A 7498-nucleotide genomic window follows, 5' to 3' on the forward strand; every position below is an offset into this window, starting at 1 on the left:
GATCGGGCGATCCAGATCGTCGAGCGGGCCATCGAGAAATATGGCGCCCCGGTCTATGTGCGCCACGAGATCGTCCACAACCGCCACGTTGTCGAGCGGCTGAAGGCGCTGGGCGCGGTGTTCGTCGAGGACCTGGACGAATGCCCCACCGACCGCCCGGTGGTGTTTTCCGCCCACGGCGTGCCCAAGGCGGTGCCGGCGCAGGCGCGCGCGCGCAAGATGCTCTACCTCGACGCCACCTGCCCGCTGGTCTCCAAGGTGCATGTGGAGGCCGGCCGACACTTCAAAGCCGACCGCGAGATCGTGCTGATCGGCCATGCCGGCCATCCCGAGGTGGTGGGCACCATGGGCCAGTTGCCGGCCGGCGCAGTGACCCTGGTGGAGACGGTGGACGACGCCCTGGCCTTCATCCCTCGCGACGCCGCCAACCTGGCGTTCGCCACCCAGACCACGCTGTCAGTGGACGACACCGCCGAGATCGTCGCCGCCCTGCGCACGCGCTTTCCGAAGATCGCCGCGCCGCACAAGGAAGACATCTGCTACGCCACCACCAACCGCCAGGAGGCGGTGAAGTCGGTGGCCGCGCGCAGCGACGTGCTGCTGGTGCTGGGCAGCGCCAATTCCTCTAACTCCGTGCGGCTGGCCGAGGTGGCGACCCGGGCCGGCGCCGAGGCCTATCTGATCGACGACGCCGACGGCCTGGACCTGGCCTGGCTGGCCGGCGCCGCGGTGGTCGGGGTCACGGCGGGCGCGTCGGCGCCGGAGGTGCTGGTGCAGGGGGTCATCGACCGCCTGGCCCTAAGCTTCGACGTGCGCGTCGAAGAGGTCGACGCCGTGCGCGAGACGGTGAGCTTCAAACTGCCCAAGGTGCTGGCGGATTAGGCGCGACCGCTGGCCGTCGCCGGCGGCGACCTGACTCACCCGGCGATCTCCCCTGCCCCGGAGCCTGCGTCCATCCATACCGCTATCACCGACGAGGCGCTGCCCGAGGTCTGTCACACCTCGATCGACCGCGTCCTGACCCACTCTGCCAGGGCGTCGATGTCGCGTTCGCCGGCGGCAACGGCGAGGACCGTGCGAACGGCATCCGCCTGCGCGGCGATCAGTCGGCGCCCGTTGAGGCGCAGGAACAACCCCATGACCGCGAACGCCACGCGTTTGTTTCCGTCCGTGAACGCGTTGTTGCTGGCGAGGGCGACGAGGTAGGTCGCGGCCAGGGCGCAGACGTCGTCGATGGCTTCGTAGCGAAATCGATTTGCCGGCCGGGCAAGGACGGATTCCAGCACGCCCTCCTCGCGCGGGCCCGGCGCGCCGCCATGGAGACCTTTGCTGCGATCGTGCAAGGCCAGCGCGGCGGCCTTGCTGGGCCAGCGGAGCTCGGCGCTCACTTCGCCAGGGCGCGAAAGGCGTCGCGATAGTCGTCCATGAACTCTTCGCCGAGCGAAATTTCCTCGGCGACGCCGGGATCATAGGCCGAGAGCCGCATCTCGCCGTCGGCCCCATCGGTGAGATAGAGCATGTCGCCCTTTTCCACGCCCAGCTTCACCAAGGCTTCCTTGGGAAGCAGGACCCCGACCGAGTTGCCGACCTGGGTAAGTTTCAAGGAGATCATGGCGCGAACCTCTTGGATGTCCCGATGTTATAACGCATGTAATACCACGAGTCGACTTGACCCGTCTGGCGACCTCCCCCATCCGGAACCCATGGCCGTCTATACCGACATCACCGACGAGGAGCTGGCCGGACTGCTGGCCGACTTTGACCTCGGCGCGGCGCTCAGCCTGAAGGGGGTGGCCGAGGGGGTGGAGAATTCCAACTTCCTGCTGGAGACCGAGGCGGGGCGCTATTTCCTGACGGTCTATGAGCGCCGGGTGCGCCCGGGCGACCTGCCGTTCTTTCTCGAGCTGCTGCGCTGGATCGCCGGGCGGGGGTTCCCCAGCGCCACGCCGATCGCCGACCGCGAGGGCGCGCTGTTGAAGGTGGTGCGCGGCAAGCCCTGCGCCATCGTGACGTTCCTGTCAGGGCTGTCGGTGCGGCGGCCCACCGCGGCCCATTGCCGGGAAGCCGGCGTGGGCCTGGCTCAGCTGCACCTGGCCGCCGAGGGGTTTCCGCTGGCGCGCGCCAACGACCTGGGCCAGGCGGCCTGGGCGCCCCTGTTCGCCGGGCTGGGCCCGGCCGCCGAGGATCTCAAGCCCGGTCTGGCGACAACCATATCGTCCGATCTCGAACGGTTGGCGGCGAAGTGGCCGACCGGCCTGCCCGGCGGGGTGATTCACGCCGACTATTTCCCCGACAACGTATTCTTCAAGGCCGGCCGGTTCGCCGGAGCCATCGACTTCTATTTCGCCTGCGTCGACGCGTTCGCCTACGACATCGCCATCGCGCTGAACGCCTGGTGTTTCGAGCCGGACGGCAGTTTCAACATCACCGCCGCGCGCACCCTGGTGACGGGGTATGAGAGCTTGCGGCCTTTGTCCGATCTCGAACGATCCTCGCTGCCGGTGCTGGCGCACGGGGCGGCGATGCGGTTTTTCCTGACCCGGCTCGCCGACTGGGGGGCGACGCCTGCCGGCGCCCTGGTGCGGCCCAAGGACCCGATGGAGTACGAACGCAAGCTGGCGGTCCACCGAGCGGCGCCGGACCTGGTGCTGTTTGGCTCTGCTTCGCCAGAGGCGTCCACAGAGGCTTCGCAGAGCGGGGCGCGAGCCCTTCGAAGCTCCGCCAGGAGCGAAGAAGGGTGACGCCTCAGGTGGTGATCCACACCGACGGCGCCTGTTCCGGCAACCCTGGCCCCGGCGGCTGGGGCGCGGTGCTACATTACGCCGACCGGGAAAAGGTGCTGTGCGGCGGGGAACTGGCCACCACCAACAACCGCATGGAGCTGATGGCCGCGATCCAGGCGCTGGAAGCCCTGACCAAGCCCTGCCGCGTCGAACTGCACACCGACAGCCAGTATGTGCAGAAGGGCATCGGCGAGTGGATCCACGGCTGGAAGCGGCGCGGCTGGCTGACCGCCGACAAGAAGCCGGTGAAGAACGACGACCTGTGGAAGCGGCTCGACGCCGCGCGCGCGCGCCACGAGGTCGACTGGCGCTGGATCAAGGGCCACGCCGGCCACGAACACAACGAACGCGCCGACGCCCTGGCCCGGCAGGGGCTGGCCGAAACGCTGGCGGCGGCGCGGGCGCGGTAGCGGCGCGCTAGATCTTGCCCATCAGCAGCAGGATGATGATGATCACCAGGATCAGGCCCAGGCCCCCGCTGGGAAAGTAGCCCCAGCTGCGCGAATGGCCCCAGGTCGGCAGCGCGCCCACCAGCAACAGCACCAGGATGATGATCAGGATCAGGCCAAGGCTCACGCTGTTCTCCCTTGTGTGACGTTCGACAACGTCAGGAAAACGGCTTGCTACGGCTGAGGTTCCCCAGGGCTGACCTCAGCCGGCCTGCACCGCGCCAGCCACCTCGGTGGCGAAGGCGCCGGTCATGCCTTCGATGGCGGTGTTGGTCATCACCAGCACGCTGAGCCTGCGCGCCGGGTCGACGAACCAGCTGTGGCCATAGACCCCGCCCCAGAGCCAGACCCCCGGCGAATGGCCCGAGCCGGCGGCGGCGGGATCCAGCAGCACGGCCCCGCCGAACCCGAAGCCGAAGCCCGGGCCGTTGGTGACGATGGACAGATCGCCGGTCTGGTTGCGCATCATCTCAGCGGCCATGCCGGCGCCGACGACACCGCCGCCGCCGGTGCGGATCGCCTCCAGGAACGCCAGGAACTCCCCGGCCGTGCCGACCATGCCGGCGCCGCCGGAAGGGAAGGAGTCCGCGTCGAACGCCCGGCCTGGGGCGAAGCGGATGCCCGAGAGTTCGGCGAAGGGAACCGTACAGGTCTCGCCCATCTCCACCGGGGGCGTGGCGTCGGCATAGGCGACGGCCAGGCGCGCGGGATCGGTGACCGAAAAGCCGGTGTCCTTCAGGCCAAGCGGGGTGGCGACGCGTTCGGCCATCACCCGGGCCAGGGGCTTGCGCGCGGCCTGCTCCAGCACCGCGCCGAGTACGTCCAGGCTGACCGAATAGAGCCAGGCGGCCCCAGGCGGATAGGTGAGGCCCGCCGCGACGATCCGGCCCAGCTGGGTCGCGAAGCCGAGCCCGGGCTGGTCCATGCCATCGGAGACGCCCAGGCGCAGATAGGGTCCGTCGTCGGGCTGCATGAAGCCGTAGGAGAGGCCGGCGGTGTGGGTCAGCAGCTGGCGGATGGTGAGCGTCGGCGTCTGGTTGCCCAGGGCCGGTTTGAAATCGGGGAGCCAGCGGGTGACCGGGTCCTCGAAACCCAGCGCCCCGTCCTCGATCAGCGACAGGGCCGCGGCTGTGACCATCGGCTTGGTCAGGGAGGCTAGGCGGAAGATGGTGTCGAACGTCACAGGCCGGCCCGCCGCGCGATCGGCCATGCCGCCTGCGCGGGCATAGGCGCGGCGGCCCTCCTCGGCCACCAGCACCACGCCGCCGACGATCCGCTGCTCGGCGAGCGCCCGGTCGAAGACCTCGTCGAGGCGGCGTCCGACATCGCCATCCAGGGGCCGCGTCATGATTTCCGTCCCGTCCAGCGGAGCCCGGTCGCGGACCCTCATCCGACATAGGCCCGCGGCGCAAAACGTCAAATGCCAAGGTGTGGCCCGCTTATAGTTCGATCTTGAACTTGTAAGCTTCAGCGCGGTCCCCATCTTATCCGGACAGCTGGCGATGGAGGCGCGGCATGCCGCCCGAACCCGAAGATCACCCCGACGTCCAGGTGTTCGATGAGATCCGCTACATCGAGCATCTGGTGCGGACGGCCGTGGCGCGCAAGCTGCCCGTCGGCCTGACCTACCCGCAGTTCGAGGTGATGAACCTGCTCGCGCGGCGCGGCGACGGGGTCAGTCCGCTGGAGATCGCGCGCGCGCTGCAGATGACCAAGTCCAGCCTGACCAACACCTTGCAGCGCCTGCACGCGCGCCGGCTGATCCGCGTCGAGCCCAGCGACAGTGACGGTCGGCGCAAGCGCATCTGGCTGGCGCCCGAGGGCCGGGCGGCCTACGCCCAGTCGGTGCTGGCGCTGCGCCCGAAGATGGCGACCCTGCGCGGCGGCTTCACCCAGAAGGAGTTCCGCGACGCCCTGCCGTTCCTCAAGGCCCTGCGCACCTGGCTGGGCGAGACGGCTTAGGTCAGTCGCTGTAGTCGGCGGTGTGCAGGGCGTCGTCGGTGTCCTTGACGCCCAGCGAATACATCAGCCCGACCCAACCCCCCTTGACCCGCGGCAGCAGCGCCAGGGTCAGGATCGTCAGCGGCACGAGGATGATCGGCAGGGAATAGGCCGGGTTGGAGCGCCAGACGATCGGGAAGAACAGCATCGGGGCGACGACCAGGTGGCCGACCAGCAGGATGGTCAGATAGGCCGGACCGTCGTGCGCGGGATAGCGGGCAAGGTCCTTGTCGCAGGTCTTGCAGCGCGGCTGGACCTTCAGGTAGCTCGTGAAAAGCACGCCCTTGCCGCAGGCCGGGCAGCGCCCGGAAATGCCGCGCAGGACGGACCGGCCCAGCGGATGTTCGATTTCAGCCATGGCCGCTATATGGGCGCACGCGTGCGCCAAGCAAACCCGCCGACGGCCCGGTCAGGCCAGGGCGGCGGCCAGACGGGCCGTCGTGTGCAGGGCGTGGCGGGCGCGCGAAATGACCCGCGGGGCGCCGTCGGGGGTGGCCAGGGCCTCGACCACCAGCCGCGCGCTTAGCGACAGGCGCAGCGCGGTCAACGGCCGACCCTGCCGCGCGCCGACGGCCACCGGTTGGCCGAGCTGGATTCCCCCGCCGGGTTCCGCGCGCAGGCGCCGGTGCAGTTCGGCCGTGCGGACGGGATCCAGCGGGCCGTCGGCGCCCAGCGGCAAGAAGGCGAAGATGGTCGGCGCCGCGTCCCAGTCGCCAGGGTGAGGCCGCGCCAACTCCGGGGCGACCAGCCGTTCAAGCCCGGTAAGACCCTCGATCGCGGTGGTGACCTGGCCGGCGAAAGCCCGCGCCAGGGCCGCCACGGAGGTGGCCGGCAGGGCGCTGAACGCTGTGAGTTCGTGCAGGGCCGCCTCCCAACGCAGCAGCAGGCCCAGGTTTGGCGCATCGGGCAGGGCGCCCGCGCCGGCGTAGCCGACGGGCCAGTCGCCGCGGCCGCTATAGGCCGCCAGCGCCGGAGGAAGCGGCGTGCGCCGCAGCCGGGCCGCCGACATCGGGGGCGCGAACAGGGCGCCGCAGAACGCGGGTCCGCCGACGAACTTCGACCCGGTGATCGCCACCAGGAAGTCCTGGGCGAGATAGGTCCTCAGGGTTTGCGGCGACAGGCGGAACTGACAGGCGTCCACCAGCACGGTGAGCGCCTCGCCGAAGCGGGCCTTCAACCGCGCCGCACAGGCCAGGCTCGGCGCGACCAGCCCGGTCTTGGACACATCGACCAGGCACAGGAGAACCCGCGGCGCGCGGCGCAGGGCGGCCTGGCAGGCCTGTTCGAAGTCGGCGTCGACGGCGTCGATGGCCCGGGGCCGCCCGTCGAGCTCGCGCAGCGCGATGGCCACGATCTCGCCCGGCGGGACGCCGGCCAGCGGCTGGCGGGTGGGGCCGGGCGCACCGTGGGCGGACTGTTCGGCGAAGCTGCGTCCCGCCACCGCGTCAGGTACGCCGCGTCCGGTCTCGGCCGGATCGGGCAGCAGGGCGATCAGCGGGGCCGCGCCATCGCCTCTGGCCAGCACGGCGGCGATCAGGTGCAGGTCGGTGCCGGACGCGGCCAGGATGGTGTCGTCGGCGGCCCCGGGCGGCAGGCCGCACAGCTGGGCCAGACGGCGGCGGATCCGCTGGGCGCCCTCAGCATACCCGTCCTGCGGCGCCTGCAAACCCGCCAGCCCAGACCAGGCTCTGACCACCGCCTCCTGGGCCGGGCGGGAAATCACCGAGGCGGTGGAGGCGCCGAAGGCCGCCAGGTCGTCGCAAGGGTCGCCGCCGCAGCCGTAGCGGTTGAGGCCGCTCGCCGGATCGCGGGCGATGCGTTCGTCGCCCCCGGCCGCGAGCAGGTCCGCGAGCACGTCCATCATCGGCGCGCCGTCAGCCCCGGGACCGGTCAATCTGCGCGTCACGGCGGCGCGATGGGTCATCAGGGGTCCGGAACCGTCGCCATGCCCGTTGAGTCGGACCCGTCAGCATTGCCTGAAATGATGTCGCGCGCGTTAAGGATATTTTTCGGCGCGCCCAGCTCCGCCTTTCGGCGAGGGGGGGCCTATTTCCTGGCGTCTTCCGCCGTCTGGGTGACGGCCTTGCCGGCCGCGACGACGTCCTTGCCGACGCCGGACAGGGTGTTGCAGCTGGCCACCAGCAGGGCGGACGTCGCCGCCGCGAGCACGATCAGTTTGCGCATCGAAGATCCCCCGGAAGTAGGCAGGGGATTTCGCCGGACGAAGCGTCACAGTCAAGCTCCGAGGTTCGGCTTGGCGTCCGC

10 protein-coding genes and 1 pseudogene are annotated in these 7498 nt (G+C 70.2%); 4 read left to right on the forward strand and 7 right to left on the reverse strand.

Going from position 1 to position 7498, the window contains the following annotated elements:
- Positions 1-882, forward strand: an 882-nt coding sequence (gene ispH / locus RMN86_RS17780) for a 4-hydroxy-3-methylbut-2-enyl diphosphate reductase (protein WP_309607196.1), incomplete at its 5' end; no start/stop codon positions are given.
- Between the two features lie 113 nt (positions 883-995).
- On the opposite strand, the gene RMN86_RS17785 is transcribed toward ispH, so the two are convergent.
- Positions 996-1388: a type II toxin-antitoxin system death-on-curing family toxin gene (locus RMN86_RS17785; RefSeq protein ID WP_309607197.1), complete on the reverse strand. Its 393-nt coding sequence runs from the start codon at positions 1386-1388 to the stop codon at positions 996-998.
- Entirely contained in the window at positions 1385-1612 is a 228-nt protein-coding gene (locus RMN86_RS17790; RefSeq protein WP_309607198.1) for an AbrB/MazE/SpoVT family DNA-binding domain-containing protein, read from the reverse strand. Before RMN86_RS17790 ends, RMN86_RS17785 begins: the two co-directional genes overlap by 4 nt.
- A 91-nt stretch (positions 1613-1703) precedes the next feature.
- Between RMN86_RS17790 and thrB the strand changes: the two are divergent.
- Positions 1704-2654 (forward strand): annotated as a pseudogene (gene thrB, locus RMN86_RS17795) (homoserine kinase); the annotation flags it as partial.
- Between the two features lie 83 nt (positions 2655-2737).
- Entirely contained in the window at positions 2738-3193 is a 456-nt protein-coding gene (gene rnhA / locus RMN86_RS17800; protein ID WP_309607199.1) for a ribonuclease HI, read from the forward strand.
- A gap of 7 nt (positions 3194-3200) precedes the next feature.
- Here the strand turns inward: rnhA and RMN86_RS17805 are convergent, their stop codons facing one another.
- On the reverse strand, positions 3201-3359 hold the full coding sequence (locus tag RMN86_RS17805; RefSeq protein ID WP_309607200.1) for a DUF3309 family protein: 159 nt from the start codon (positions 3357-3359) through the stop codon (positions 3201-3203).
- 75 nt (positions 3360-3434) lie between these two features.
- Positions 3435-4580 (reverse strand): serine hydrolase domain-containing protein, encoded by a 1146-nt coding sequence (locus RMN86_RS17810; protein ID WP_309607201.1) that lies wholly within the window; start codon positions 4578-4580, stop codon positions 3435-3437.
- A gap of 167 nt (positions 4581-4747) precedes the next feature.
- Between RMN86_RS17810 and RMN86_RS17815 the strand changes: the two genes are divergently transcribed.
- Positions 4748-5194, forward strand: coding sequence for a MarR family transcriptional regulator (locus RMN86_RS17815; protein ID WP_309607202.1), 447 nt, complete (start codon positions 4748-4750; stop codon positions 5192-5194).
- Position 5195: 1 nt separating this feature from the next.
- On the opposite strand, the gene RMN86_RS17820 is transcribed toward RMN86_RS17815, so the two are convergent.
- The 3 genes from RMN86_RS17820 to RMN86_RS17830 all read right to left on the reverse strand — a co-directional run bounded on the left by RMN86_RS17820 (position 5196) and on the right by RMN86_RS17830 (position 7417).
- A complete protein-coding gene (locus RMN86_RS17820; protein ID WP_309607203.1) occupies positions 5196-5591 on the reverse strand; it encodes a DUF983 domain-containing protein in 396 nt (131 codons plus the stop codon).
- Positions 5592-5642: 51 nt separating this feature from the next.
- Positions 5643-7157 (reverse strand): hypothetical protein, encoded by a 1515-nt coding sequence (locus RMN86_RS17825; protein ID WP_309607204.1) that lies wholly within the window; start codon positions 7155-7157, stop codon positions 5643-5645.
- A 122-nt stretch (positions 7158-7279) separates the two neighbouring features.
- Positions 7280-7417, reverse strand: coding sequence for an entericidin EcnA/B family protein (locus RMN86_RS17830; RefSeq protein WP_309607205.1), 138 nt, complete (start codon positions 7415-7417; stop codon positions 7280-7282).
- Between the last annotated feature and the right edge of the window lie 81 nt (positions 7418-7498).

The organism is Phenylobacterium sp. (assembly GCF_031360265.1).
Lineage (GTDB): Bacteria > Pseudomonadota > Alphaproteobacteria > Caulobacterales > Caulobacteraceae > Phenylobacterium.

Excerpts from the sequence above, each read along its gene's own strand:
- RMN86_RS17825 (WP_309607204.1), bottom strand. The coding sequence starts at position 7,157 with ATGACCCATCGCGCCGCCGTGACGCGCAGATTGACCGGTCCCGGGGCT.
- RMN86_RS17815 (WP_309607202.1), top strand. The coding sequence starts at position 4,748 with ATGCCGCCCGAACCCGAAGATCACCCCGACGTCCAGGTGTTCGATGAG.
- RMN86_RS17810 (WP_309607201.1), bottom strand. The coding sequence starts at position 4,580 with ATGACGCGGCCCCTGGATGGCGATGTCGGACGCCGCCTCGACGAGGTC.
- RMN86_RS17820 (WP_309607203.1), bottom strand. The coding sequence starts at position 5,591 with ATGGCTGAAATCGAACATCCGCTGGGCCGGTCCGTCCTGCGCGGCATT.
- RMN86_RS17830 (WP_309607205.1), bottom strand. The coding sequence starts at position 7,417 with ATGCGCAAACTGATCGTGCTCGCGGCGGCGACGTCCGCCCTGCTGGTG.
- RMN86_RS17790 (WP_309607198.1), bottom strand. The coding sequence starts at position 1,612 with ATGATCTCCTTGAAACTTACCCAGGTCGGCAACTCGGTCGGGGTCCTG.